We start from the raw sequence: 24,603 nt of genomic DNA, 5'->3' as shown, positions 1-24,603 counted from the left end.
AGACAGAGCCGCGCCCTCGGCGCCCCCGTGCCGAGGCGGGAGATCGGGGACCCATGAGAGTCCAACGCTGGAGACGGCGAGCCGTTTCCGCAGCCGTCACCACCAGTCTTCTGATGATCGGATGGCCGTCGCTCACCGCCGTCGCGGCCGACGGCCCGGGCATCGCCGCGGGCCGCACCGCGACGGCGAGCAGTGCCGACAGCGAGTACACCGCCCGGAACGTGACGGACGGCAACCAGTCGACGTACTGGGAGGGGTCCGGCACGTCACTGCCGCAATGGGTCCGGACCGACCTCGGCAAGAGTGCCCGGATCGACGAGGTGACACTGAAGCTGCCCGCGGGATGGGAGAGCAGGAAACAGACACTCTCCGTCCAGGGGAGCGCGGACGGCACGAGCTTCTCGACCCTGAAGACCTCGGAGACGTACACCTTCGGACGCGGCTCGTCCAACACGGTCACGATCCCCTTCCCGGCCACCAGGGCCCGCTTCGTGCGGGTGAACATCACGGCCAACACGGCGGGGCGCAACGGTCAGCTCTCCGAACTGGAGGTCCGCGAGGCCGAGGAGTCGTCGGCCGACCTCGCGGCGGGCAAGACCCTCACCGCGAGCAGCCACACCGAGACGTACGTGGCGGCCCACGGCAACGACGGCAACCGGGCCAGCTACTGGGAGAGCAGGAACAACGCGCTGCCGCAGTGGATCCAGGCGGACCTCGGCGCCTCCGTCCGCGTGAACCGCGTCGTGCTGCGCCTGCCCGACGGCTGGCCGCAGCGGACCCAGACGCTGAAGATCCAGGGCAGCACCAACGGTTCGGAGTTCAGCGATCTGACCGCTTCCCGGGCCTACGGCTTCGACGCCGCGGGCGGGCAGTCGGTGACCGTCTCCTTCGACGCCACGACCACCCGTCACGTGCGGGTGCTCGTCACCGGCAACTCGGTCCAGCCGGCCGCGCAGGTCTCCGAACTGGAGGTCTACGGGCCCGGGACCGGCGACACGCAGGCGCCCACGTCCCCCGCCGACCTGGCCTTCACCGAGCCGTCCACCGGGCAGATCAGGCTGACCTGGAAGGCGTCCTCGGACGACACCGGCGTCACCGGTTACGACGTCTACGCCGGAAACACACTGCTGACCACCGTCGCGGGGGACGTCACCACGTACACCGACACCCGTCCCGCCGGTGAGAGCGTCTCCTACTACGTCCGGGCGAAGGACGCGGCGGGCAACGTGTCGGGCAACAGCAACACCGTCACCCGCCAGGGTGACTCCGGTGACACGCAGGCACCCACCGCCCCCTCCGGGCTGGCCTTCACCGAACCGTCCGCGGGGCAGATCAGGCTGGCCTGGCAGGCGTCCGCCGACAACAAGGGCGTGACCAGGTACGACGTCTATGCGAACAACGTGCTCCGCGGGAGTGTGGCCGGCGACGTCACCACGTACACCGACACGCAGCCCGCGACCGCGACCGTCAGCTACACCGTCCGGGCCAGGGACGCGGCCGGCAACACATCCGGCGCCAGCAACACGGTGACCCGCAACGGCTCGACCGGCTCCGCCTCCAACCTCGCCGTAGGCAAGCCGATCACCGCCTCGTCCGTGGTCCACACGTTCGTCGCGGCCAACGCCAACGACAACGCGCTCACCACCTACTGGGAGGGCGCCGGCGGCAGCTACCCCAACACCCTCACCGTCAAGCTCGGGTCCAACGCCGACACCGAGAGCGTCGTGGTGAAGCTCAACCCCGACAGCAGCTGGGGCGCACGCACCCAGAACATCCAGGTGCTCGGGCGGGAGCAGAGCGCCTCGTCCTTCACGAGCCTAGCCGCCGCCAAGGACTACGCGTTCAGTCCCGCCACCGGCAACACGGTGACGATCCCGGTCACCGCCAAGGCCGCCGACATCCAGCTGAAGTTCACCGCCAACAGCGGGTCCGGCGCCGGACAGGTCGCCGAGTTCCAGGTGCTGGGAGCGCCGGCCGCCAACCCGAACCTGACGGTCTCGGCCGTCGTGGCCTCCCCGGCCGCGCCGGTGGAGTCGGACGCCATCACGCTGTCGGCGACCGTACGCAACACGGGCGCCCTCGCCGCTCCCGCCGGCAAGCTCGACTTCGAGCTGGGCGGCTCCAAGGTCGCCACCGCCTCGGTGGGCGCCCTGGCCGCAGGCGCCTCCACGCAGGTCACCGCCGGGATCGGGGCGCGCGACGCGGGCAGTTACCCACTGGGTGCGGTCGTCGACCCGGCGGGCGAGATCATCGAACAGAACGAGACCGACAACCGCTACACCGCGGGCGCGCCGCTCGTCGTGAAGCCGGTCTCCAGCTCGGACCTCGTCGCGAGCGCGGTCACCACCGCCCCGTCCGCCCCGGCCGACGGCGACAGCGTGGCCTTCTCCGTCGCCCTCCGGAACCAGGGCACCGTGGCCTCCGCGAGCGGCAGCCACGGGATCTCCCTGCACCTGCTCGACGCGAAGGGCGCCACGGTGAAGACCCTCACCGGGACGCACAACGGTGCCATCGCCGCCGGCTCCACGACGGCGCCGGTCCCTCTCGGCACCTGGACGGCAGCCAACGGCTCGTACACGGTGAAGATCGTGGTCGCCGCCGACGCCAACGAGCTGCCCGTCAAGCGTGAGAACAACACCCGCACCGAATCGCTGTTCGTCGGGCGGGGCGCCAACATGCCGTACGACATGTACGAGGCGGAGGACGGCGTCACGGGCGGCGGGGCCAAGGTGGTCGGACCCAACCGGACCGTCGGTGACGTGGCCGGCGAGGCGTCGGGGCGCAGGGCGGTCACCCTCGACGGCACCGGCAACTACGTCGAGTTCACCACCAGGGCGTCCACGAACACCCTGGTCACCCGGTTCTCCATCCCCGACTCCGCGGCCGGCGGCGGCATCGAGTCGAAGCTGAACGTCTACGTGGACGGCACCTACCTGAAGGCGATCGACCTCACCTCGAAGTACGCGTGGCTGTACGGGAACGAGACGGGCCCCGGCAACTCGCCGGGCGCCGGAGCGCCCCGGCACATCTACGACGAGGCGAACGTCATGCTGGGCCGGACCGTACCGGCCGGCAGCAGGATCCGGCTGCAGAAGGACGCGGCCAACACCAGCACCTACGCGATCGACTTCGTCAGCCTGGAACAGGCCGCCCAGGTCGCCAACCCCGATCCGGCCACCTACGCCGTGCCGGCGGGTTTCACCCACCAGGATGTGCAGAACGCCCTGGACAGGGTACGGATGGACACCACAGGAGCCCTGGTGGGCGTCTATCTGCCGGCCGGTGACTATTCCACCGCCAGCAAGTTCCAGGTCTACGGCAAGGCGGTGAAGGTCGTCGGCGCGGGGCCCTGGTACACCCGCTTCCACGCCCCGGCCACGCAGGACAACACCGACATCGGGTTCCGCGCCGAGGCGAGCGCGAAGGGTTCGTCGTTCTCGAACTTCGCGTACTTCGGGAACTACACGTCCCGCATCGACGGACCGGGCAAGGTGTTCGACTTCTCCAACGTCTCGGACATCGTGATCGACAACATCTGGAACGAGCACATGGTGTGCCTCTACTGGGGCGCCAACACCGACGACGTCACGATCAAGAACTCCAGGATCCGGAACATGTTCGCCGACGGCATCAACATGACCAACGGATCCACCGACAACCACGTCACCAACAACGAGGCGAGGGCCACCGGGGACGACAGCTTCGCGCTGTTCTCGGCGATCGACTCGGGCGGCGCGGACATGAAGAACAACGTGTACGAGAACCTGACGTCGCTTCTCACCTGGCGGGCCGCGGGTGTGGCCGTGTACGGCGGGTACGACAACACCTTCCGCAACATCCACATCGCCGACACCCTCGTCTACTCCGGCATCACCGTGAGTTCGCTGGACTTCGGCTATCCGATGAACGGGTTCGGGACCGGCCCCACGGAGATCGAGAACGTGTCGGTCGTACGGGCAGGCGGACACTTCTGGGGGACGCAGACCTTCCCCGGCATCTGGCTGTTCTCGGCCTCCAAGGTCTTCCAGGGCATCCGGATCTCCCACGTGGACATCGTCGACCCGACGTACAGCGGGATCATGTTCCAGACGAACTACGTCGGGGGACAGCCGCAGTACCCGGTCAAGGACACGGTCCTCACCGACATCTCGATCACCGGTGCGCGCAAGAGCGGCGACGCGTTCGACGCGAAGTCCGGCTTCGGGCTCTGGGCCAACGAGATGCCCGAGTCGGGCCAGGGGCCCGCGGTCGGTGAGGTCACCTTCAACGGGCTGAAGTTGAGCGGCAACGCCCAGGACATCAGGAACACCACCTCCACCTTCAAGATCAACATCAACCCCTAGGGAGCTCGGCGGGGGTGGGGTGGCTCGTGGCTTCCATGGGCCACCCCCTCCGTCACCCTTCCCGTACGCACCTTGCGGGAAGAAGTCGGTAGTTTGCAAAGATTGCGCTAGCGTTGCGGCCATGACGCGACGACTTGCCCAGGTGGCGAAGCAGGTAGGGGTCAGTGAGGCCACGGTCAGCCGCGTACTCAACGGCAAACCCGGAGTCTCCCGGACGACCCGCGAGTCCGTGCTGAGCGCGCTCGACGTGCTGGGATACGAGCGCCCGACCCAGCTGCGCGGCGAACGGGCCCGCCTGGTGGGCCTGGTCCTGCCCGAGCTGCAGAACCCGATCTTTCCGGCCTTCGCCGAGGTGATCGGCGGCTCCCTCGCACAGCAGGGGCTCACGCCCGTGCTGTGCACCCAGACCAAGGGCGGCGTCTCCGAGGCCGACTACGTCGAACTGCTCCTCCAGCAGCAGGTGTCCGGCGTCGTCTTCGCGGGAGGGCTGTTCGCCCAGGCGGACGAGCCCCACGACCACTACCGCCGGCTCGCCGACCGCCGCATTCCGGTCGTGCTCATCAACGCTCCCATCGAGGGCCTGGACTTCCCCTGTGTGTCGTGCGACGACGCCGTCGCGGTCGAGCGGGCGTGGCGCCATCTCGTGTCGCTCGGGCACGAGCGCATCGGCCTGGTGCTCGGGCCCTCCGACCATGTGCCCTCCCGGCGCAAGCTGGCCGCGGCGCTCGCCGTCGCGGGAGCGCTCCCGGCGGACCGCGTCGAGCGCTCCATGTTCTCGCTGGAGGGCGGCCGGGCGGCGGCCTCGCGCCTGCTGGAGCGAGGTGTCACCGGGATCGTCTGCGCCAGTGACCCGTTGGCCCTGGGTGCCGTGCGCGCCGCCCGCCGACGCGGCCTCGCGGTCCCCGAGGACGTCTCGGTCGTCGGCTTCGACGACTCCGCCTTCATGAACTGCACCGACCCGCCGCTGACCACGGTCCGTCAGCCGATCGAGGCGATGGGCCGGGCTGCCGTCGAACTGCTCTCCACGCTCATCCAGGGCGGCGCCGTGCCGCCCGGCGAGCTCCTCTTCGAGCCCGAGCTCGTGGTCCGGGGGTCGACCGCGAAGGTACGCCGCTGACGGGCTGCGCGGGGCCGGGCGGCCTGTGGCGCCGACGTGCGCCATGAGCCGGATGCGGAAGGCTGTCAAGCATTTACGAAAAGTGCGCGAGATATTGCGTTCACATGTCGGCGGTGGTTGAGTGAGCCGCGCCCCGGCGGAGAGTTCGCCGAGGGCCTTCCATGCTCATGCCCGAAGGGGACCACCGATGAGAAGTGCCGGCTTCCGCCGTTCTCGCACACGTCGAACCTCCGCCGCCGCGCTCGTCACCGCTCTCGCCCTGACTGCCCTTGCCTCCTGCGGCACGAGCAGCAGCAACAGCGAGGAAGACGACAGCGGTTCCGGCAGCGGCTCGTCCGATCCGTCAGCACCGCTGGACCCGAAGGCCGAGGTGACGCTGTCGATCGACTGCATGCCGCCGGCCGCGAAGGCCGCGGAACTGCGGGAGTGGAACGAGGACATCAAGGCGTTCGGAAAGATCTACCCGAACGTGAGGATCAACGGGAAGTCCACGCCCGGACAGTGTCTGGAGCCGCCGCGCTTCACGGCGATGCTCAAGGGAAAGTCGCAGCCCGACGTCTTCTACGCTTACTTCACCGACCTCCAGCAGGTGCTGGACAACGACGGGGCGGAGGACATCTCCGCCTACGTCACCGAGACGTCCGTCCCGGCGCTGAAGGACATCCAGCCCCAGGTCATCGACGTGGCCCGCAAGGACGGCAAGCTGTACGCCCTGCCGACCAGCAACTACACCATGGGCCTGATGATCAACCGGAAGCTGTTCACGCAGGCCGGCCTGGACCCGAACACCCCGCCGTCCACATGGGAAGAGGTCCGCGCGGCGTCCAAGAAGATCGCGGCACTCGGGAAGGGCGTCGCCGGCTTCGGAGAATACAGCGCCGGCAACAACGGCGGCTGGCACTTCGCCGCCACGCAGTACGGCCTCGGCGGTGACGTGGTGGACGCCAGTGGCAAGAAGGCCGCCTTCAACGACGAGAAGGGCAAGCAGGTCCTCCAGCAGCTGCACGACATGCGCTGGGAGGACAACAGCATGGGGCAGACCCAGCTGCTGAAGTGGGGCGATCTGCAGAAGCGGATATCCACCGACAAGCTCGGCATGTTCCTGGCCGCGCCCGACGATATCGCCTACATGGTGCAGCAACTCGGTGCGGAGTACGAGAACTTCGGGCTCGGCCCGATCCCCGGCGGGCAGGGCACGCTCTTCGGCGGCAACAATTACATGATCAAGAAGGGCAGTTCACCCGACAGGATCAAGGCCGCCATCGCCTGGCTGAACTTCAAGAACCTCAGTCCCGGCAAGGGGCAGTTCGACTGGGCGCGCACCAAGAAGGACCAGCTGCCCGTCGGGCTGCCGCAGCCGAACTTCTTCACCGGCCGGAGCAAGGCCGCGGACGACGCCGCACGCGCCGCGAACGCGACCATGCCGGTCGAGAACTTCAAGGCCTTCACGGACAACCCCGTCCAGGGCAAGGCCGAGCCGCCGAAGGCCCAGGAGATCTACAAGATCCTCGACGTCGCGATGTCCGGAGTCCTGACCAACGAGGACGCCGACATCGACAAGCTGCTCGACACCGCGGAGCAGCAGGTCAACCAGGTACTGGCGAATCAGTGACGGACGCGCGGGGCCGGGCTGCCCGGCCCCGCGATCCCGACCGCCCGACCGCGAGTGACTGAACCGGCACCGAGGAGACACCATGTCGGCCCCCACCCTGTCCACGCGCAAGCCGAGCCCGGCACCACGTGGACACCACCGCCCGGCCGGGCGGGACTCCGCTCGCGAGGAGTTCGTGCGTGCCCTGCGCCGCAACATCTCCGCGCACGGCTTCCTGATCGGCGCGGTGCTCTGCTTCTCGTTCTTCTCCTGGTACCCGATGGTCCGGGAGTTCTTCCTGGCCTTCCAGAAGACCGAGGACGGACGTACGACCTGGGCCGGCTGGTCCAACCTGAGTTACGTCTTCAACGACCCGGCCTTCTGGCAGGCCTGGCGCAACACCCTGCTCTTCACCGTGCTGGCGCTCGTCCTGGGCTTCGCCGTCCCGTTCGTCATCGCCGTCGTGCTCAACGAGCTCCGGCACGCGCAGGGATACCTGAGGCTGCTGGTCTACCTCCCGGTCATGCTGCCGCCGGTCGCCTCCGTCCTGCTCTTCAAGTACTTCTACGACCCCGGCTACGGACTCTTCAACCGCATCTTCGAGTTCTTCCATCTCCCCGCCCAGCAATGGCTCCAGGACCCCGACACCTCGATGCTCTCCGTCGTCATCGCGGCCACCTGGATGAACATGGGCGGAGCCACCCTGATCTACCTCGCCGCCCTCCAGGGGATCCCGGGCGAGCTGTACGAGGCGGCCGAGCTCGACGGGGCCGGACTGCTGCGCAAGATCTGGCACGTCACCATCCCGCAGACCCGGCTCATCCTGTCGCTCCTGCTCCTCATGCAGATCATCGCGACGATGCAGGTCTTCACCGAGCCCTTCCTGCTCACCAACGGAGCGGGTCCCGAAGGCTCCACGACGACGGTCGTCTACCTCATCTACCAGTACGCCTTCAACTTCAACAACTACGGCAGCGCGGCGGCCCTCGGACTCGTCCTGCTCGTCGTACTCGCGGGATTCTCCGCCGTGTACGTACGCCTCAGCCGCAGCAGCGAAGACTAGGACGGGAGCACGACGATGGCATCGAACACGCTTGTCTCCCGGCGCGGGGCCGGAGGGCTGCGCGCCGGCCGGCGCAGGAGGGTCCGCGCGTCGGACCAGGGCCGCCAGCGCACCCTGATCTCACCGGCCCAGCTGGGCCGCCGCCGGGGGAAGACCGTCTACTGGATCGTCCTCGCCCTGGTGGTCCTCGCCTTCACCCTTGCCTTCCTGGGGCCCCTGTACTGGATGGTCACCGGCGGCCTGAAGACCACCCAGGAAGTCGTGCAGAGCCCGCCCACGGCCTTCCCCACCTCGATCCACACGGAGAACTACTCGCAGGCCTGGAACGTGATGGACCTGTCCCGGCTGCTCTTCAACACCCTGTACTACGCGTTCGGCGCACTCGCCTTCCAGCTCGTCCTCGACGTGGCGGCCGCCTACTCGCTCTCCAAGCTGCGGCCGGTCTTCGGCAAGGTCATCCTCGGCATGATGCTCGCCACCCTGATGATCCCCGCGACCGTCCTCGTCGTACCGCAGTACCTGACCGTCCTCGACGTGCCCGTCTTCGAGCGCAACCTGCTCAACTCGCCCTGGGTGATATGGCTCCCGTCCGTCACCAACGCCTTCAACATCTTCCTGCTGAAGCGGTTCTTCGACTCCATACCGCGCGAACTGCTGGACGCCGCGGCCATCGACGGCGCCTCACCCCTGCGCACCCTGCGCTCGGTGGTGCTGCCCATCTCCCGGCCGATCCTCGGTGTCGTCTCCATCTTCGCGGTCGTCGGGGTCTGGAAGGACTTCCTCTGGCCGATGCTCACCCTGCCCGACCCGAGCAGGCAGACGCTCAACGTGGGCATCTACTCGCTGGCCGGCGGAGTGCCCGAGAACGTCCTCATCGCCGCGCTCACCATCGCGTCGGTACCGACCCTGCTGATCTTCCTGCTCTTCCAGCGCAACATCATGAGCGGTCTCACCGCGGGCGGCCTCAAGGGCTAGCGCCCCCGCCGCGCCCCGCCGCCTCCCACCAGCACTCCGCCGCCGGTCCCTCCCACCACGCCCCGCGTCCGGGGCCGGCGGCGGAGTACCTCCCTGCCCGAAAGGAACGTCACGTGGCAGCCATCCGTCCGTCCGAGGCCACCGCATCCTGGTGGCGCGACGCCGCCATCTACCAGATCTACGTACGCAGCTTCGCCGACGGCGACGGGGACGGCACCGGCGACCTCGCGGGAGTACGGGCCCGGCTGCCCCATCTCGTGGAGCTGGGTGTGGACGCCCTCTGGTTCACCCCGTGGTACCTCTCACCGCTGGCCGACGGCGGCTACGACGTCGCCGACTACCGCGCCATCGACCCCGCCTTCGGCCACCTCGCCGAAGCGGAGAAGCTGATCGCCGAAGCCCGTGAGCTGGGCATCCGCACCATCATCGACATCGTCCCCAACCATGTGTCCGACCGGCACAGCTGGTTCCGCGCCGCGCTCGGAGCAGCCCCCGGCAGCCCCGAGCGCGACCTCTTCCACTTCCGGCCCGGACGCGGCGAACACGGCGAGATCCCGCCCAACGACTGGGTCTCCGAATTCGGCGGCACCCCCTGGACCCGGCTGGACGACGGTCAGTGGTACCTACACCTGTTCGCGCCCGAGCAGCCCGACCTCAACTGGGCGCACCCGGCGGTCCGACAGGAGCACGAAGACGTCCTCCGCTTCTGGTTCGAGCGCGGCGTGGCCGGCGTGCGGATCGACTCGGCGGCCCTCCTCGCCAAGGACCCCGCGCTCCCCGACTTCACCGCCGGCGTCGACCCCCACCCGTACACCGACCGCGACGAGCTCCACGACATCTACCGCTCCTGGCGTGCCATCGCCGACGAGTACGACGGCATCTTCGTCGGCGAGGTCTGGCTCCCGGACTCCGAGCGCTTCGCCCGCTACCTGCGCCCCGACGAGCTGCACACGGCCTTCAACTTCACCTTCCTGGCCTGCCCCTGGGACGCCGGACGGCTGCGCTCCGCGATCGACGACACCCTCGCCGAACACGCTCCCGTCGGCGCCCCCGCCACCTGGGTGCTGTGCAACCACGACGTGACCCGCACAGTCACCCGCTACGGACGCCGGGAGACCGGCTTCGACTTCGCCGCCAAGGTCTTCGGTACCCCGACCGACCTGGAGCTCGGCACCCGCAGGGCCCGAGCCGCCGCCCTGTTGTCGCTGGCACTGCCGGGCGCCGTCTACCTCTACCAGGGGGAGGAGCTCGGCCTGCCCGAGGCGGACATCCCGCAGGAGCGGATCCAGGATCCGATGCACCTGCGCTCGGGAGGTGTCGACCCCGGACGGGACGGCTGCCGGGTGCCGCTGCCGTGGTCCGCCGGGGAACCGTTCGCGGGATTCGGGTCCGCGAGCGAACCCTGGCTGCCGCAACCCGCCTCCTGGCCCTCGTACGCCGCCGACGTGCAGAGCACCGACCCCGGATCGATGCTCACTCTGTACCGGGAGGCCCTGCGGCTGCGCCGTGGCACGCCGGGATTCGCCGCGGGGCCCGGAGAGACGGCCGGGGGGCGGCTGAACTGGCTGCCGTCCAGCCCCGGAGTCCTCGCCTTCGCCAGGACCCACGGCCTGATCTGCGTCGTCAACCTGTCGGGCAGCCCGGTTCCGCTCCCCGGCCACACCGAGATCCTGCTGACCAGCGGCCCGCTGGACGAGGCCGGCCTGCTGCCCGGCGACACGGCCGCCTGGCTGCGGAGCTGACCTCACCGGGGGCCGGGCGGTCCCGTGCCGGGCGGCACCCGGCACGGGACCGGACCCGAGGGGAGAAAGCGGGGGAGCGGTGGAGCGGTGGCTGCGGCACAGTGGACCTATGGACGATCTCAACGCTCTCGCCGACGAGCACCTGACCGCGGCCCGTGCCAACGCGCACGGACGCAGCGCGCACCTGCTGCTGCGGCAGGAGCCGCTGCGGCAGACGGTGATCGCACTCACCTCGGGATCCGCCCTCGACGAGCACAACGCGCCGCCCGCGGCATCGCTCCAGGTGCTGCGGGGCTCGGTCCGTCTCACCGCCGCCTCCGGGGACGTGGACCTGACCACGGGCGGCCTGCACCCGATCCCCCAGGAGCGGCACGGGCTGCTGGCGCTGGAGGACGCCGTGGTGCTGCTGACCGCGGTCAACGACTGAGACCGCCGGGGGCGCACCCGCATACACCGACGGGAACGAGGCATGAGAGAAAGGTGCAGCCGGGCCCTCCGCGAGGGCCCGCCGCCCCTTCCTTCGTCCCCCGGAGTGCCAGCGTGCCCAGCAGGACCGACGCCCCCACCGGGGAACGCACCCCGCCCGTGCCCGAGCGGGCGGCGCCCCCGAACTGGCGCACCGCCCTGCGTCGGACCCCCGTCTCGCTCTGGAACGACGACCTCTCCGACTGGGCGGCGGCCCTCACGTACTACGCGATCCTCGCGCTGCTCCCCGCACTCCTGGTCACCGTGTCCGTCATCGGCCTCGCGAGCCCCGGCGCCACCAGCACGCTGATCACCGACATCACGGCCTTCGCGCCCGCCGAATCCGGCACGGCCCTGCGCCAGCCCCTGGAGGCGGCCACCCAGGAGCGGACCGCCGTATGGCTGCTCGTCGCCACCGGGAGCGTGAGCGCCGTGTGGTCCGCCTCCAGCTACCTCGCGGTCTTCCGGAGGGCACTGCACGCCATGCACCGGGTGAAGGACACCAGGCCCCCGCTGCGCCAGGTGCACATCATCGTCGCGTCCGCCATCGGACTGCTCGTCCTGCTGATGGCCAGTGCCTTCGCCCTCGTCCTCACCGGCCCGCTGGCGCGCTGGTTCGGGGAACGGACCGGCCTGACCCAGGCCGGAGCGACCGTGTGGGCCGGCCTCAAGTGGCCCGTGCTGCTCTGCCTCGTCGCCTGTCTGATCCTGGTTCTCTTCAGCACGGGCCCGCGCACCGCGCGGGGCGTGCGGCGCGGGCTGCCCGGCGGGGTGCTCGCGGCGTTCCTGTGGCTGGTCGCCTCGGCCGGATTCGCGCTGTACGCCACACACATCGGCAGCTACAGCCGGCTGTACGGTTCGCTGGCCGGACTGGTCGTCTTCCTGATCTGGATCTGGTTCGCCAACCTGGCACTGCTGACGGGCGCCCAGTTCAATGTGGAACTGGCCCGCATGGAGGAGACCGGCGAGTGAGGGCCCACGCCCCTTGTGGGAGCGCTCCCACAGCGGGCAGGATGGAGCCATGACCCAGGCCGCGCACGTACGTTCCTACCGTCCGGACGATCGTGAGGCCCTCGCGGACATCTGCGTCCGCACGGCCGACAACGGCGGTGACTCCCGGCATCTGTATGCCGACCCGGGGCTGATGCCGGCCCTGTTCGCCGAGCCGTACGCCCACCTCGAACCCGAACTGACCCTCGTCCTGGACGACGGGGCGGGGCAGGCGGTCGGTTACGTCCTGGGGACGGCGGACACCCGGCATTTCGTGGACATGTTCCGCAAGGCGTGGCTCCCGCTGGTGACGGAGCGCTTCCCCGAGCCCGCGGGGCCGCCGCGCACCCTGACCGAGGACATGACCGCCCTCCTGTACAACCCCGAGCGCATGATCCTTCCGCAGCTGGACGGGCACCCGGCGCACCTGCACATCGACCTGCTGCCGTCCTGGCAGCGCAAGGGGTACGGGAGGGAGCTGATGCGCGCCTTCCTGGACGCGCTCCACGCCCGAGGTGTCCCCGCCGTCCATTTGTCGATGCTCACGGCGAACACGCCTGCCAGGGCGTTCTACGACCGGCTCGGCTTCCACGAGATCGCCGTCCCCGACCCGGGACCGCTGACCTATCTGGGGCGTTCCACGGAGGGGTGTGGTGGCTACGGGCTGGGCAGGTAGGGGATGCGACCTCGGGAGAGGGCCGGGGTGCAGGTCCTGAGGGGTGAGTGAGACGTGAGGGAACAGAGCGCGTGGAGGTTCACGGACGACCGGGGACGGCTGACCACGGCGGACCTGCGCCCGTCGCGGGTCCTCGCGTACGTCCAGGCGGGGGCGACGCTGTGGGACCACGGGATACACCCCGAGGGGATCTTCGGCTCCGGCCATGACGGGCCGACGCCCGACCGCGCGAAGACCGGGACTCTGGCACTGGACTCAGTGGACTACCGGGGTGCGGGCGACACCCTTGACGTGGAGACCCTGTTACGCGGCGGTCCGGACCTGGTAGTGGCCGTCAGCTACGGCCACGGCCAGATCTACGGGCTGGACCCCGACACGGCCAAGCACCTGGAGGAGCGCGTCCCGGTCGTCGTGATCGATGTGGGGCAGGCCCGCACGATGGACCGGGTGGCCGAGCGCTTCGCCGTGCTGGCGCGCTCGCTCGGCGGTGTGCCGGCCCCGGGCGCGGCACAGGACCTGGCGGCGGCGCGGGAGCGGCTCCGGGCCGTCACGGGTACCGCGCCCGACGGCCCCCGGGTGGTGGCGCTGTCGCCGGCCGGGCGGGAGCAGGCGCACGTCGCCCGTCCCCGGATGTGGCCCGAGCTGCGGGTGCTGGCGGAGCTCGGCGTCACCCTCGCGTCCCCGGCCGAGGGTGTCGGGGTCAACTGGTCCACCACGAGCTGGACGGAGGCGGCGGAGCTGCGGCCGCACATCGTCCTGACGGACATCCGGTCCAACGCCACGCCGCTCGACGAGATCGACGCCCCCGCCTGGTCGGCGGCGGTGCGGGAGGCCGGGACCGTGCCGTGGAACCCGGAACCGGTGTGCAGCCCGCAGGCCCACGCGCGTTTCCTCGGGCTCGTGGCGGACGCGGTGGAGGTGGCGCGGGGCGGCTGACACGGCACACGCGACCGGAGCGCGGACCTGCGGCGCGTGAGGAACGGCGGCGGCACGCGCGGTGGACGAGCGCGCGTCTCGGGGCGCGCGGGCCGGGCGCCGACGACCCGGCGTGGCAGAGGACCGCCGGCCGGCCGCTGCTCCGTACGGACGCGCCGGATCGCGGCCGCCACCTCCGTTCGCGAGGCTGGCCCGGACGCGGGACACGCGATCCCCGTACCCCTAGGGCAGGAGCAGGAATGCAGCAGGACAAGCACCCGTCGTACCGCCCCGTGGTCTTCCGTGACCGTTCCGCCGGCTACGCCTTCCTGACCCGGTCCACCGCGTCGAGTGAACAGACCATCGACTGGGACGACGGCAACAGCTACCCGGTCATCGATGTGGAGATCTCCGCCGAGAGCCACCCGTTCTTCACGGGCAAGGCACGGGTGGTCGACACCGAGGGGCAGGTCGCGAAATTCGAGCGGCGGTACGGCGACGAGGGCGGCCGGACCGATGACGGCAAGGACGAAGGGGGCAAGGGTGCGTCCTGAGTGCTGCCATCGGCCGCCGCTGCCCTTCCGGGCCCGCATCAACCCCGGATCACGCCCCGATGTCACGCTCGGTGACGGGATCGACGTCAACGGAACGGGTCCGGCACGACCGTGCGGGGCGAGGCGCGGAGGCGGGTTGCCGAGGGGTGGATCCACCTCGGACCTGCGGTCATCCGGGTCGGGCGGGAAAAGGCCGGGGTGCTCGCCGCGCGTCCCGGCTCCGTACGGAACGCTGCGGGGCGCAACCGCTCCCCGAAATCCATCACTTCGGGTGACGGTGACGCCCCGCACAGGTGCCGGTTGCCGCCGGTATCGGACGGGACTGCGCGCTCCGTTCGGCCGGGGAGAACACGCAACAGGTCTGACCAGCACATCTGCACCTCAGCGGCTAGTGTCCTCGCCCACGCCCCGGTCGTTTAGATCTGCATGACCGCGACCCTTACCAATACGGCCCCCTCGTCCACGACCGATCAGCTGACCGGCGTCCTCCTCGGCGCCGGCCACCGACGCGAGCACGGATTCTGGCAGCGGCTGATCAGCACAGAACCGTTCCGCCGCCCTGCGGGTGTGACCCCCGAGGAGCGCCTGTCCCTCGCTTACGAACGGCTGCGGATTCTCAACCGCTCCCTCGACAGCGGGGCACGGCTCGCCGCCGACCCGCGCGCGCTCGCCGCCCTGCACGAATGGCTCGGCCCGGTGGATCCCACGCTCACCACCGTGGCGGGCATTCACTACAACCTCTTCCTCGGCAGCCTCCTCGACCACGACGCGGTCGGCCGGCGCGATCTGTCGGACCACCTGGCGATGCGCCGCATCGGCACCTACCTCTGTACGGAAGTCGCGCACGGCAACGACGCGGCGTCCATGGAGACGACCGCGACGTACGACCGCGCACGTGACGGCTTCGTGCTGCACACCCCGAACTCGGGTGCGCAGAAGTTCATGCCCAACACCAGCCCGACGGGCGGCCCGAAGTCCGGGCTGGTCGCCGCGCGCCTGCTGGCCGACGGTGAGGACCACGGGATCCGTCTCTTCCTCGTCCCGCTCACCGACGAGGCGCGGGCCCTGCCGGGCGTGCGCGTCCGGCGCCTGCCCGCCAGGATGGGCAGCCCGGTGGACCACTGCCTGACCTCGTTCGACCAGCTGTTCGTGGAACGGGACGCGTTGCTGGGCGCACAGGACGACGGGCAGGGCGACCTCAGCAGTACGCGGGCGGATCGCCGACGCCGCTTCCTGACCTCCATCGGCCGGGTGATCCCCGGCCGGATCTCCATGAGCGCCTGCGCCGCCGGCTCCGCCCGAGCCACGCTCGCGGTCGCCGTCCGCTACGGCGGGCACCGGATGATCTCCGGTGCCCGGGGCACCCGCACGGTGCCCGTCAACGCCCACCGGACCCACCACGGGCCGCTCGCCTCCGCCCTGGCGACGGTGTTCGCCATGACCCTGCTCCACCGCAGGGCACTGGACCGGTGGGAGGTCTGCACCGAGGAGGACCGCCCGGCGGCGGAGAGGCTCGTCGCCGTCGCCAAGGCGTGGATCACCTGGCAGGCGCGCGACGTCATCGTCCAGTGCCGTGAACGCTGCGGGGCGCAGGCGCTGCTGGAGAACAACGGCATGGCCGAACTGGTCACCGGCGTGGAAGGCGCCATCACCGCGGAGGGGGACAACATCGCCCTGTACACCAAGGCCGCCGCGGAGCTGCTCTTCGCGGCCGACCCCGACCGCTGGGACACCCGGCCCGTCGGTACCGCCGGTGACCTGGCCGATCCGTACTTCCTGGGCCGGCTTTCCGCGGCGGTGGAGGACATCTGGTTCAGCCGCGCCAGGGAGCGGGTGCTGTCGGCGTCCCACGACGACGAGCTCGCACGATGGAACGCGGGCTCCGGGGCCGCGTTGCGCGGAGTCGAGGCCCATGCCTACCGGCAGGCCGCCGAGGCCTTCGCGCAGGCGCGTGCCGGGCTTCCCGAAGGCGCCGCCCGGGAGCGGCTGGCGGAGCTGGAGCGGCTGTTCGCCCTCGAATGGGTGGCCCGCAACAGCGGCGACCTGCTGGCAGCCGGTCTGCTGAGCGCCGATCAGGTCACCCTGCTGCCCGACGCCGTCGAGGAACTGATCGCGGCCGTCGCCGCGCACGCCCCCCTGCTCGTCGAGTCCTTCGCGCTGCCCGCCGAGCTGCTCGCCGACTGGCCGATCGCCGGACCCGGCTACGCCGACGCGTACGACGACCCCGACGGGCCGTGGCGCGCAGGGGCTGCCCTCGCGTCGCCGGGCACGGCGTGAATGCCGCACGGGCCGTCCGCGGGCGACCCGGCGAGGCGGGGCCGGGCCACCGGGGTGTGCGCGAGACCGCGGAGGTCCTCGGCCTGCGTGCCTTGCTGCTGGCGTACTGGGGCACCACGTCCCTGCTCGTCCGCCGTACGGCACCCCGTGCCGGCGACGGCGAATCGGTTCGCCGCACGCGCTGACGGCATGACGGGCAGCCGGTGCGCGCGGTCGCACCCGAGGTGTGCGGCGAGTACGCGCGCCTTCCGCGAGCACCGGCCGGCTCCGTCCCCGGCGGACCACGGCCCCGGGCCGCCGTACCGCTGCGTGATAGCTTGCAGACGCCAGTCGCACTCCACGTGGAGTCAGGGAATCCGGTGAGAATCCGGAGCTGACGCGCAGCGGTGAGGGGGACGGGCGGGGCCACAGCCACTGGGACACCCTCGGGTGCCCCGGGAAGGCGTCCCGTCCGGACGAACCCGAGTCCGAAGACCTGCTGGCACCCCGCTTCCCCACCGGGAGCGGTCTTCCGTACGGGCTTCGCGCAAGAGCCCTGACACGCAGAGGGAATCCGTGCCTTCCATACCCGGTGCCGTACGCCGAACCGTCATGCTCACCGCGGGAATCGTCCTGCTCGGCGCCTGCGGCGCCGAGGGCGGAAGCCCGTCCGGCGCCGCCGAGAAAGGCGGCGCCGGATACCCGGTGACGCTGGAGAACTGCGGACGCACGGTCACGGTCGAGGCCGCGCCGCACCGCGCGGTCTCCCTGAACCAGGGATCGACGGAGATCCTGTTCTCCCTGGGCCTCGCCGACCGGCTCGCGGGCACCGCGACCTGGACCGACCCGGTGATGAAGGGCCTCGAGGAGGCCGACGCCGCGGTGCCCCGCATCGCGGAGAACCAGCCCTCGTCGGAGAAGGTCCTCGACAAGGAACCCGACTTCGTCAGCGCCTCGTTCGAATCGACACTCGGCAAGGGCGGTGTCGCGCCACGCGAGCAGTTCGAGGAACTCGGCGTGCCGACCTACCTCTCGCCCACCGACTGCACGGCCAAGGACAACACCGGCAGCAGCGACGGCTCCCGTACGAAGCCCCTGACCATGGAGAGCGTGTACGACGAAGTCCACGACCTCGCCGAGGTGTTCGGCGTGACGGAGCGGGGCGACGCCCTCGTCGCCGGCCTCCGGGAGCGGATCGAAACGGCGACCGCCGACATCGACGCCTCCGACACCACCCTGCTCTACTGGTTCGCGAACTCCGAGGCCCCCTACCTCGCCGGCTGCTGCGGAGCACCCGGCATCATCACCGAGGAACTCGGCGCGAAGAACGTCTTCGACGACACCCACGAGGAATGGCCCCAGATCAACTGGGAGACCGTCGCCGACCGCAACCCCGACGTCCTCGTCATCGGCGACCTGACCCGCAAGTCGCAGACCGCCGAGAGCGCCGAGAAGAAGATCGAGTTCCTGGAGACCAATCCCGCGACCAAGAACATGGACGCGGTCCGCCACAAGCGTTACGTCCTCCTCAGCGGCCAGGCGATGAACCCGACGATCCGCACCGTCGAGGGCGTGGAGCGCGTCGCCGCCGGGCTGCGCTCGTTCGGGCTCGCGGGGTGACGGTCACCGGAACGGCCGTGGACACAAGCCGGGAGACGGCGCCCGCCACCGGTGCGCGCGTCCTGCGCGACGGCCTCCTGTGGGGCGGCGGGGTCGCCCTGCTGCTCGTGTCCGTCGCGGTCGCCGTCACCATCGGGCCCGCACGCATCTCCGTCCCCGACGTCTGGGCCACGGTGGCCTCCCACCTCGGTCCCGGTGAGGCCCGGCTGAGCCCGATCAGGGACGGCATCATCTGGAACCTGCGCATGCCCCGCACCCTGCTCGCCGCGGTGTGCGGGGCCGGGCTCGCGGTGTGCGGCACGGTGATGCAGTCCCTGCTGCGCAATCCGCTCGCCGACCCGTTCGTCCTCGGTGTCTCCTCCGGGGCGTCCACCGGGGCGGTCGTGGTCGTCGTCCTCGGCGTCGGCGGCGGAGCGGTATCGATCTCCACCGGGGCCTTCGTCGGGGCACTGTGCTCGTTCGCCCTCGTGCTGCTGCTCAGCCACACGCTCGGCGGATCGACCGACCGGGTCGTCCTGGCCGGTGTCGCGGCCATGCAGCTGTTCTCCGCCCTCACCTCGTTCGTCGTGATGACCGCCGCCGACGCCGAACAGACCCGGGGCGTGCTGTTCTGGCTGCTGGGATCCCTGAGCGGGGTGGGCTGGACCGATGTGTGGATGTGCTCCGCGGTGCTCGCCGTGACGCTGCTGATCTGCCTCGGACACGCACGTACGCTCGATGCGTTCGCCTTCGGCCAGGATGCCGCGGCCGCCCTCGGCGTCCATGTCGGCCGCACCAGGATCGTGCTGCTCTGCACGACCGCGCTGCTGACCGCAGCGCTCGTCAGCTCCGCCGGCGCCATCGGGTTCGTCGGCCTCGTCCTGCCGCACGCGGCCCGTGCCCTGACCGGCTCGGGTCACCGGAGGCTGCTGCCGGTCACCGCGCTCGCGGGGGCGGTGTTCCTGGTCTGGGTCGACACCTTGGCCCGGACCGTCCTCGACCCGCAGGAGGTGCCCGTCGGCGTGTTCACCGCCCTCATCGGGGTGCCCGCTTTCGTCCTGGTCCTGTACCGCACGCGGAGGAGTACATGACGGGCAGTGAGGGCGCAGGCCTGCAGGCCGAGCGCGTGACCCGGGAGGCAGGCGGCCGGATCGTCCTCGACGGCGTGAGCATCGCACCTCCGCCCGGAGCCACGGTCGGGCTCCTCGGCCCCAACGGCTCGGGGAAATCGACCCTGTTGCGGGTGATGGCAGGGGTCCTCACGCCGGGCGCGGGCGTCGTCACCCTTGATGGCCGGTCACTCGCGGACACCGGCCGCCGCACCGTCGCCCGGCGCGTGGCCGTGGTCGACCAGCACGCCGTCACCCAGGTCGAGCTGAGCGTGCTGGACGTCATACGCCTCGGCCGCATCCCGCACCGGCGGGCCTGGTCCGCGCCCGGCCCCGAGGACGAGACCGCCGTGCGCGAGGCGCTGGAGCGCACGGGACTGGCCGACCGCGCCGGTCAGTCCTGGCACACCCTGTCCGGGGGTGAACGCCAGCGTGTCCAGATCGCCCGCGCCCTCGCGCAGCAGCCGCGCGAACTCCTGCTGGACGAACCGACGAACCACCTGGACATCCAGCACCAGCTGGAACTGCTGTCCCTGGTCGCGGCGCTGCCGGTCACCGCGGTGATCGCGCTGCACGACCTCAACCTCGCGTCGATGTTCTGCGACCGGGTCACGGTCATGAGGGAGGGCCGCGCGGTGGCCGCGGGAACACCCACGGAGGTGATCACCGAGGAGCTCATCGCGGAGGTCTACGGGGTGCGGGCCGTGGTGACCCCGGACGGGCCCGACGGGCGTCCCTCGGTGCGCTTCCTGCCGGGCTCGACCGCCCGTGCCCCCGGCACCGGGTGAGTCCCGGTGGTCGGGCGGACGGGCGAGCGGGCCACGACCGCGTGGGGCGGGAGCACAGGCTGACGAGGCGGGCGTACCACCCGGCCGGGCCGACACGCTGACGTACAGCCCGTGCTGACGTGTGGGCGAAACGCCCGGACGGGCGCGGGGCAGGGCGTGCGCGAAGGGGCGGGCCCGTATGCCGCCCGGGTCCGCCCCTCTGCTTTCGCGAGGCCTGTCGCCGCTGGGTGAGGGGGGTCAGCGGCGGCGGTCCTGGCCGCGCTCGCCACCCATGTCCTTGCCGTCCGCGTAGTCGATCTTCTCCTTGCGGAGGTCGGCGGAGACTTCCTTCTGCTCGGTGACCCTGTTGGTTTCGAGGCGTACCCGTTCCACCGGGACGGCCTCCTTGCGGACGGTGGCGCGCTCGGCGTGCAGGGTGACCTCGACATCCTGTTCGCCGATGTTCGTCGTTCCGGTCGACTTCTCGTCCGGCCGCAGAGGCTCGCGCACCACGCGCACCTCCTCGTGGGACACGGGCACCGTCCGGCTGACGTGCTCGGTCACGACGTACTTGTGCAGGTGTGCCTTTCCGCTCTCGTACTCCTCCGTACCGACGAGGAGCTGTTCCTCGGAACGGACCATCTCCTCCCGGCCCGCGGCACCCGCGGCGGAGCGTTCGGCTCCGGCTCCGGCGAGCGGACGTGACGTGGAGGACGTCTCCGTGTCACGGTGCCTGCCCATGCCGGCGCCCTCGGTGGCCGCGGCGCCCGGCGCGCCGGCCGTGGTCGCCCTGCCGGTTCCGGAGGTGCGGGCCGTTCCCGCCGCTGCTCCGGCTCCCGCTCCCGCCCCGGCGGCGCCCATGGCTGCCGTTCCGGTGCCGGACGTGGTGCGTGCGTCCCCGCCCGCTCCCGCGTTGCCCATGGCCTTCCTGGTCAGGCCGTAGTGCCGGTAGAGCTCCTCCTCCTCGGCTACGGAGAGATGCGCGTCGGCGTCCACGCGCGGGGCGTCCTTGACGCGGTCCTTCGGGTGCGAGACGTGCAGGTCGGAGCCCACGCGACGGGCTCCGGCAAGTGGTACGAAGCTCTCCTTCATGCCGAACATGCCGGTCTTGACCGTGATCCAGTCGGGCTTGCCGGTGTCGTCGTCGACGTACACCCGCCCCACACTGCCGACCTTCTCGCCGTCACTGTCGTAGACGGTCAGACCGTCGAGTTCTCCGGAATCCGTGAAACCGTCAGCGGCTCCCATGGCCGATCCCTCCTCGCCCGGGCGCGTCCTGTGGGCGTGTCCATCAGGGGTGGCGCGTCCGGATTCCATCGCGCCTCACCCGGTTGGTCGCTGCAACCTCCCGGCCCGGGCGGCGGACGGCCCGGAACACCCGGGGTGGGTGGTGGCCCCGCGCAACGCCTGTATCGGCCATCTCGGCGTACTAGGCCATTCGGGTGAGGCCACCCTCATGGGTGCGCCGGGGATGCGGCCCGTCGCGCACGTATGATCGACGCGCCGTCGCCGGCCGTCGGCCGGCCTGCCAACGGGGGTGCACCATCGGTTCCGCCATCCGCCTTCCCCGACAGCGGGGCGAACTGCTGGCCCGGCAGGAGGAGGGCATCGGCCTCCACCACCTGGTCTGGCGGCTGGGGCCCGGCTGGCGGGTGTGCAGCAGCGCCGTGCTCGGCGGCGGCATCGGGCCACGCGCCTGGATCCTCAACGCACAGGTGCCGGGCGGTTACCCCCGGCTCGACCCCGACCGTCACCTGGCCGCGATCGCCGCGGCCGAAGGGCTTTCCGGCCCCGGCGCCGGACTGATGACGGCCGCGGACGTCACCGCGCGCACCGTCGCCGACGACGGCGGGGTGACAGCCACGGTCACCAGCGGCCTCGGGGTACGGGGCTGGGCCGCGGTACCGGCCGCGGGCACCGACGGCCCCCTGCCCCCGGGCACCGTCAACATCGTCGTCACCCTCCCCGTCGCCCTCTCCGACGCGGCCCTGGTCAACGCGGTCGCCACCGCCACCGAGGCGAAGGTCCAGGCGCTCGTGGAGTCCGGACTCGACTGCTCCGGCACCCCCACGGACGCGGTGTGCGTCGCGGCACCCGACCCGGGAACGGAGCCGGGGGAGCCCTTCGCCGGCCCGCGCTCGCTCTGGGGGGCGCGACTCGCCAGGGCCGTGCACCGCGCCGTCCTCGGCAGTGCGCTGCAGCACTCTTGAGTCCCGTCCCGTCGTACCGGCGGGGCGTGCCTACGAAGGGAAGCGCCCCCATGACCACCGATGTCCCCGGCCGGCCGTCCGTCGCTGTTCTCGGTACCGGGATCATGGGTTCCGGAATGGCACGCAGCCTGCTCAGGGCCGAACTCCCCGTCCGGGCCTGGAACCGTACCCGCTCCAAGGCCGCGCCCCTGGCCACCGACGGCGCCACCGTGGCGGACACCCCCGAAGAAGCGGTACGTGGTGCCGACATCGTCCTCACCACCCTGAACGACGGCCCGGCCGTGGCCGAGACGCTCACCGCCGCCACCCCCGGACTCCGCCCCGGCCAGGTCTGGCTGCAGAGTTCCACCGTCGGACTCGACGCGACGACCGGCCTCGCCCACCGTGCCGCGGACCTGGGACTCGTCTACCTCGACGCCCCGGTCTCCGGTACCAGGCAGCCGGCCGAGCAGGGCACGCTGACCGTGTTCGTCTCAGGCCCCTCCCACGCCCGTGCCACGGTGCTGCCGGTCCTGGAGGCCATCGGGCAGCGCACCGTCTGGGTCGGAGAGGAACCGGGAGCGGCCACCCGGCTCAAGCTGGTCGCCAACACCTGGGTGATCAACGTGGTCAACAGCGTGGCCGAATGCCTCAACCTCGCCGAAGGCCTCGGGATCGACCCCCAGCTGTTCCTGGACTCCGTGAAGGGCGGCCCGCTGGACACCCCGTACCTGCAGGGCAAGTCGGCCGCGGTGCTCTCCGGGGACCTCACCCCGAGCTTCGCACTCTCCACCGCGCTCAAGGACTCCCGCCTGATCCTCGACGCGGCCGGGGCGGCCGGGGTGAGGCTGGACCTGGTCGCCGCCTCCGCCGAGCGCTTCACCCGTGCGGAGGCGGCCGGACACGGCGCCCAGGACATGATCGCCACGTACTTCGCGGGCCGCGCCGAATAGCGTGGGGACCTCCGGTCGGCGTCAGACCACCGTCACGGGGTGCCGCACCACGGCGTCGAAGAGGTAGCCCTGCGTGTTGTGCGCCGTCGTCGTCGGCTGGGTGCGGCCCTTGCGGTCCGTCGCCCGCGCGAGCAGCACGGCCGGGCCGGGATCCCGCGGCACCCAGTCGGCCGACCAGCGGACCCAGCTCCCGCTCCGGGGCGTGTCGCGCAGCCGTGCGGGCCGCCACCGGGTGCCGCCGTCGGTGCTGACCTCGACGGAACGCACCGGTGCGCCGCCCGACCACGACCGGCCGGTCAGCAGGTGTCCCCGGCGGGCGGTGAACGTGGCACCGGGCGCCAGTTCGAACGCGCTCTTGAGGGTCTGCCGGGACAACGGCGCACTGCCCTCCGGCGGATGCCCGGGACCGAACAACCGGTACAGACCCGTGTTCCACGGAGTCAGCAGCGGCTCGGCGCTCACCTCGATGTCGCCGACCCACTTGATGTTCGCGATCCCGACCCAGGACGGCACGATCAGCCGTACCGGGTACCCGTGGTCGGGCGGCAGCGGCTCGCCGTTCATCTCGTAGGCGAGGAGCACGTCGTCCAGCGCCTTCGCCACCGGCAGCGGCCTGCGCACCCGGCCCAGATTCGTCCCGTCACTGACGACCTCGGAGTCCAGACCGCGCGGGAGCACGTCGACCGCCTCCCTGCCGATCCCTGCCGCCCGCAGCACGTCGGCCAGCCGCACCCCCCGCCAGCGCGCCGTGCCGATCGCGCCCAGGGTCCAGGCGGTGCCGCTCACCTGCCCGCCCTGCTGCGAGGCGAAGTAGCTGCGGCCGTTGCCCGCACACTCGACGAACGCGGTACGCGTGACGGACGGCAGGGCGCGCAGCGCGTCGTACGTGAAGTCCACCGGGCCGCCCGCCAGCCCGCTGCCCCAGACCGTCAGTGTCCAGTCCGCTGCGTCGATGCGGGGTGTGGCCGTGTGGTTGCGGACGAAGAAGCGGTCGGCGGGGGTGAGCAGCCCGGTGCCGCGCAGGGCCTCGAACCGTGTCTCGGCGTTGGTGCCGCGCACCGTGAACAGTTCCGGCGGCAGCGGCTTGACCACTCCCGCCAGGGTCCCCGCCGCAGCACGGGCGGGCGCGGCGGCGCCCGGGACGAGCGGGGCGGCCACCGAGGCGGCCGCGACCAGCCTCAGCAGGTCACGGCGGTCGATCCCGGCCGATCTCGCCCGGCCGCGGGACCATTGCCGCATCCGCATCCGGTCGTACGCGGCTTCCGACGGCGGCACGGAACTCATGGACACTCCAGGGGT

The 24,603-nt window shown here is 71.2% G+C and carries 19 protein-coding genes and 1 riboswitch; of the genes, 17 read left to right on the top strand and 2 right to left on the bottom strand.

What is annotated here, in order from left to right:
- Positions 1 to 53: 53 nt before the first annotated feature.
- The 15 genes from OG927_RS02010 (at position 54) to OG927_RS01940 (ending at position 20,183) form a co-directional block, all read left to right on the top strand.
- Complete coding sequence (locus OG927_RS02010) at positions 54 to 4,343, top strand: discoidin domain-containing protein (protein ID WP_330319584.1); 4,290 nt, start codon at positions 54 to 56, stop codon at positions 4,341 to 4,343.
- A 121-nt stretch (positions 4,344 to 4,464) separates the two neighbouring features.
- On the top strand, positions 4,465 to 5,460 hold the full coding sequence (locus OG927_RS02005) for a LacI family DNA-binding transcriptional regulator (protein WP_124283221.1): 996 nt from the start codon (positions 4,465 to 4,467) through the stop codon (positions 5,458 to 5,460).
- Between the two features lie 187 nt (positions 5,461 to 5,647).
- A complete protein-coding gene (locus tag OG927_RS02000) occupies positions 5,648 to 7,072 on the top strand; it encodes an extracellular solute-binding protein (protein ID WP_319099656.1) in 1,425 nt (474 codons plus the stop codon).
- A gap of 82 nt (positions 7,073 to 7,154) precedes the next feature.
- Positions 7,155 to 8,114: a carbohydrate ABC transporter permease gene (locus OG927_RS01995; RefSeq protein ID WP_056788035.1), complete on the top strand. Its 960-nt coding sequence runs from the start codon at positions 7,155 to 7,157 to the stop codon at positions 8,112 to 8,114.
- A gap of 15 nt (positions 8,115 to 8,129) precedes the next feature.
- Positions 8,130 to 9,089: a carbohydrate ABC transporter permease gene (locus tag OG927_RS01990; RefSeq protein WP_124283224.1), complete on the top strand. Its 960-nt coding sequence runs from the start codon at positions 8,130 to 8,132 to the stop codon at positions 9,087 to 9,089.
- A gap of 113 nt (positions 9,090 to 9,202) precedes the next feature.
- Positions 9,203 to 10,831 (top strand): glycoside hydrolase family 13 protein, encoded by a 1,629-nt coding sequence (locus OG927_RS01985; protein WP_330319583.1) that lies wholly within the window; start codon positions 9,203 to 9,205, stop codon positions 10,829 to 10,831.
- A 109-nt stretch (positions 10,832 to 10,940) separates the two neighbouring features.
- Positions 10,941 to 11,258, top strand: coding sequence for a cupin domain-containing protein (locus tag OG927_RS01980; RefSeq protein ID WP_124283225.1), 318 nt, complete (start codon positions 10,941 to 10,943; stop codon positions 11,256 to 11,258).
- A gap of 113 nt (positions 11,259 to 11,371) precedes the next feature.
- Complete coding sequence (locus OG927_RS01975) at positions 11,372 to 12,268, top strand: YihY/virulence factor BrkB family protein (RefSeq protein ID WP_056788025.1); 897 nt, start codon at positions 11,372 to 11,374, stop codon at positions 12,266 to 12,268.
- A gap of 49 nt (positions 12,269 to 12,317) precedes the next feature.
- Complete coding sequence (locus OG927_RS01970; protein ID WP_056788022.1) at positions 12,318 to 12,962, top strand: GNAT family N-acetyltransferase; 645 nt, start codon at positions 12,318 to 12,320, stop codon at positions 12,960 to 12,962.
- Positions 12,963 to 13,016: 54 nt separating this feature from the next.
- Positions 13,017 to 13,898, top strand: a complete 882-nt coding sequence (locus tag OG927_RS01965; protein ID WP_330319582.1) for a substrate-binding domain-containing protein — start codon at positions 13,017 to 13,019, stop codon at positions 13,896 to 13,898.
- 239 nt (positions 13,899 to 14,137) lie between these two features.
- Positions 14,138 to 14,431: a type B 50S ribosomal protein L31 gene (locus OG927_RS01960; RefSeq protein ID WP_056788015.1), complete on the top strand. Its 294-nt coding sequence runs from the start codon at positions 14,138 to 14,140 to the stop codon at positions 14,429 to 14,431.
- 426 nt (positions 14,432 to 14,857) lie between these two features.
- The gene (locus OG927_RS01955) at positions 14,858 to 16,708 is read left to right on the top strand and encodes an acyl-CoA dehydrogenase family protein (protein WP_056788012.1); all 1,851 of its coding nucleotides are present in this window, start codon (positions 14,858 to 14,860) and stop codon (positions 16,706 to 16,708) included.
- 310 nt (positions 16,709 to 17,018) lie between these two features.
- Positions 17,019 to 17,205, top strand: a riboswitch (cobalamin riboswitch).
- Between the two features lie 58 nt (positions 17,206 to 17,263).
- A complete protein-coding gene (locus OG927_RS01950; protein ID WP_408058029.1) occupies positions 17,264 to 18,307 on the top strand; it encodes an ABC transporter substrate-binding protein in 1,044 nt (347 codons plus the stop codon).
- A gap of 17 nt (positions 18,308 to 18,324) precedes the next feature.
- Positions 18,325 to 19,377 carry a FecCD family ABC transporter permease gene (locus OG927_RS01945; RefSeq protein WP_330319581.1) on the top strand — a complete coding sequence of 351 codons (1,053 nt, stop codon included), beginning with the start codon at positions 18,325 to 18,327 and terminating at the stop codon, positions 19,375 to 19,377.
- Positions 19,374 to 20,183 carry an ABC transporter ATP-binding protein gene (locus OG927_RS01940; RefSeq protein ID WP_330319580.1) on the top strand — a complete coding sequence of 270 codons (810 nt, stop codon included), beginning with the start codon at positions 19,374 to 19,376 and terminating at the stop codon, positions 20,181 to 20,183. Before OG927_RS01945 ends, OG927_RS01940 begins: the two co-directional genes overlap by 4 nt.
- Before the next feature lie 237 nt (positions 20,184 to 20,420).
- Here the strand turns inward: OG927_RS01940 and OG927_RS01935 are convergent, their stop codons facing one another.
- Positions 20,421 to 21,410, bottom strand: coding sequence for a PRC and DUF2382 domain-containing protein (locus tag OG927_RS01935; protein ID WP_056787997.1), 990 nt, complete (start codon positions 21,408 to 21,410; stop codon positions 20,421 to 20,423).
- Between the two features lie 359 nt (positions 21,411 to 21,769).
- On the opposite strand from OG927_RS01935, the gene OG927_RS01930 reads away from it, so the two are divergent.
- Positions 21,770 to 22,372 carry an adenosylcobinamide amidohydrolase gene (locus OG927_RS01930; protein WP_056788293.1) on the top strand — a complete coding sequence of 201 codons (603 nt, stop codon included), beginning with the start codon at positions 21,770 to 21,772 and terminating at the stop codon, positions 22,370 to 22,372.
- Between the two features lie 50 nt (positions 22,373 to 22,422).
- Positions 22,423 to 23,304 carry an NAD(P)-dependent oxidoreductase gene (locus OG927_RS01925; RefSeq protein ID WP_330319579.1) on the top strand — a complete coding sequence of 294 codons (882 nt, stop codon included), beginning with the start codon at positions 22,423 to 22,425 and terminating at the stop codon, positions 23,302 to 23,304.
- Positions 23,305 to 23,325: 21 nt separating this feature from the next.
- On the opposite strand, the gene OG927_RS01920 is transcribed toward OG927_RS01925, so the two are convergent.
- A complete protein-coding gene (locus OG927_RS01920) occupies positions 23,326 to 24,588 on the bottom strand; it encodes a sulfite oxidase (protein ID WP_330319578.1) in 1,263 nt (420 codons plus the stop codon).
- Positions 24,589 to 24,603 lie beyond the last annotated feature (15 nt).

Source organism: Streptomyces clavifer, from assembly GCF_036345975.1.
Taxonomy (GTDB): Bacteria; Actinomycetota; Actinomycetes; order Streptomycetales; family Streptomycetaceae; genus Streptomyces; species Streptomyces clavifer.
Note: the sequence above shows the minus strand (reverse complement) of the source record. Positions and strands in the feature narration are given on the sequence as shown.

Coding starts and splice junctions, on each gene's coding strand:
- OG927_RS01925 (WP_330319579.1), top strand. CDS start 22,423: ATGACCACCGATGTCCCCGGCCGGCCGTCCGTCGCTGTTCTCGGTACC.
- OG927_RS01920 (WP_330319578.1), bottom strand. CDS start 24,588: ATGAGTTCCGTGCCGCCGTCGGAAGCCGCGTACGACCGGATGCGGATG.
- OG927_RS01960 (WP_056788015.1), top strand. CDS start 14,138: ATGCAGCAGGACAAGCACCCGTCGTACCGCCCCGTGGTCTTCCGTGAC.
- OG927_RS02010 (WP_330319584.1), top strand. CDS start 54: ATGAGAGTCCAACGCTGGAGACGGCGAGCCGTTTCCGCAGCCGTCACC.
- OG927_RS01970 (WP_056788022.1), top strand. CDS start 12,318: ATGACCCAGGCCGCGCACGTACGTTCCTACCGTCCGGACGATCGTGAG.
- OG927_RS01980 (WP_124283225.1), top strand. CDS start 10,941: ATGGACGATCTCAACGCTCTCGCCGACGAGCACCTGACCGCGGCCCGT.
- OG927_RS02000 (WP_319099656.1), top strand. CDS start 5,648: ATGAGAAGTGCCGGCTTCCGCCGTTCTCGCACACGTCGAACCTCCGCC.
- OG927_RS01990 (WP_124283224.1), top strand. CDS start 8,130: ATGGCATCGAACACGCTTGTCTCCCGGCGCGGGGCCGGAGGGCTGCGC.
- OG927_RS02005 (WP_124283221.1), top strand. CDS start 4,465: ATGACGCGACGACTTGCCCAGGTGGCGAAGCAGGTAGGGGTCAGTGAG.
- OG927_RS01935 (WP_056787997.1), bottom strand. CDS start 21,410: ATGGGAGCCGCTGACGGTTTCACGGATTCCGGAGAACTCGACGGTCTG.
- OG927_RS01955 (WP_056788012.1), top strand. CDS start 14,858: ATGACCGCGACCCTTACCAATACGGCCCCCTCGTCCACGACCGATCAG.
- OG927_RS01995 (WP_056788035.1), top strand. CDS start 7,155: ATGTCGGCCCCCACCCTGTCCACGCGCAAGCCGAGCCCGGCACCACGT.
- OG927_RS01940 (WP_330319580.1), top strand. CDS start 19,374: ATGACGGGCAGTGAGGGCGCAGGCCTGCAGGCCGAGCGCGTGACCCGG.